The sequence below is a fragment of the Caloramator quimbayensis genome (assembly GCF_900167605.1).
Lineage (GTDB): Bacteria > Bacillota > Clostridia > Clostridiales > Caloramatoraceae > Caloramator_B > Caloramator_B quimbayensis.
In genome coordinates this window covers 1-1,960 of the sequence record NZ_FUYH01000060.1, presented here as the reverse complement: position 1 = coordinate 1,960, position 1,960 = coordinate 1, and the positions used below count along the sequence as shown (strand labels likewise).

General features: G+C 28.9%; 1 protein-coding gene. It reads left to right on the top strand.

The window, feature by feature from the left end; translation table 11 throughout:
* Positions 1 to 146: 146 nt before the first annotated feature.
* Positions 147 to 1,859, top strand: coding sequence for an IS1634 family transposase (locus B5D15_RS15155; RefSeq protein ID WP_078697928.1), 1,713 nt, complete (start codon positions 147 to 149; stop codon positions 1,857 to 1,859).
* Positions 1,860 to 1,960 lie beyond the last annotated feature (101 nt).

Here is a 1,960-nt window from a genome sequence, read left to right as displayed (position 1 = left end):
CGGGTCTTTGACAGTTGCAATACAAAAAAAGTGCCTTAAAGCCTTGATACAGGCTTATTTTTTTGTCAAATTTTAAATTTTCATAGTGCACAATGTGTAACAATGTGTTATAATATAGATATAAATCTATGAAAAGATGTGAAAAAATGAGATTACAAATTGTTAAATCAAAAAATGCAGCATCCTTATATATAGTTAAATCTGTTTATGAAAAAGGTAAGCGTACTTCAAAAGTAGTTGAAAAACTTGGAACTTACGATGAACTTTTGAAAAAGCTAAATGGACAAGATCCTGTAGAATGGGCAAAAAAATATATTGAAGAATTAAACAAGAAAGAAAAAGAAGAGAAAAGAGAAATATTAGTAAAATACTCACCTGTTAAACAAATTGCCAAGGACGAACAGCATACTTTTAATGGTGGTTACTTGTTTTTACAAAAAATATATAACGAGCTTGGGCTGCAAAATATCTGTAAAAATATTTCAGATAGACATAAATTTAATTTTAATCTAAATTCAATACTATCAAGATTAATTTATGCAAGAATTATTTATCCATCATCTAAGCTTGCTACATATGAGCTATCAAAAAAATTTATTGAGCAGCCTGATTTTGAACTTCAACATATTTATAGAGCTTTAGAAGTGATTTCAGAAGAAATAGATTTTATTCAGTCAGAATTATATAAGAATAGTCTTAAAGTTTGTAATCGTAATAAAGGAGTCCTCTATTATGACTGCACCAACTATTTCTTTGAAATTGAACAAGAAGAAGGATTAAAACAGTATGGAGTATCAAAAGAACATAGACCTAATCCAATTGTTCAAATGGGACTTTTCATGGATGGAGATGGTGTTCCCCTTGCGTTTTGTATAAACAAAGGTAATACTAATGAGCAAGTCACTTTAAAACCTTTAGAGCAAAAAATTATATCCGAATTTGGACTTTCGAAGTTTATCATTTGTACAGATGCAGGGCTTGCATCTACAGCTAATAGAAAGTTTAATAACATACAGAATAGAGCTTTTATTACTACACAATCTATTAAAAAATTAAAATCGCATTTAAAAGAATGGGCATTAGATACGAAAGGATGGCATCTTAGCGATTCAGACAAAGCATATAATTTAAACGAAATTGATGAAGAAGCAGATTTTAATAAAATTTTTTATAAGGAACGTTGGATAAAAGAAGATGGGCTTGAACAAAAACTTATTGTGACATTTTCTTTAAAATATAGAAACTATCAAAGAACTATAAGAGGTAACCAAATAGAAAGAGCTCAAGAGGTTATTGATACTAATCCTACAAAATTGAAGAAATGTAATGTTAATGATTATAAACGCTTTATTTCAAAGACTCACTGTACACCTGACGGTGAAGTAGCCGAAAAAGAATTATACAGCATTAATGCTGATTTAATAGCACAAGAAGCAATGTATGATGGTTTTTATGCAGTATGTACAAATATAAGTGATGATGCTGCCGCAATTATAAAAATTAATAGAAGACGTTGGGAAATAGAAGAATCCTTCCGTATTATGAAATCAGAGTTTAAAGCAAGACCAGTATATTTAAGAAGAGATGATAGAATAAAAGCACATTTTACAACTTGTTTCATTTCCTTGATGATATATAGGTTATTAGAAAAAAAACTTTCAGAAAAATATACGTGTAGTGATATTATATCAGGCCTTAGAGAAATGAATTTTTATGAAATTAAGAATGAGGGCTATATTCCAATCTATACAAGGACTGATTTTACAGATGATTTACATGATAAATTTGGCTTTAGAACGGATTATCAAATAATTAATATGAAACAAATGAAAAAAATTTTTAAAGACACGAAAAAATAAAAAACATTACTCACTTTTTTTAAAAATACAAAAGCCTGAGAGCCCTTGATAATCAACGGTTCTACAGGCTTTTTGCTTCTCGCAACTGTCAAAGATGAGAT

What these genes read in the sequence shown, in the direction of transcription:
- B5D15_RS15155 (WP_078697928.1), top strand. Translation starts at nt 147, where the DNA reads ATGAGATTACAAATTGTTAAATCAAAAAATGCAGCATCCTTATATATA.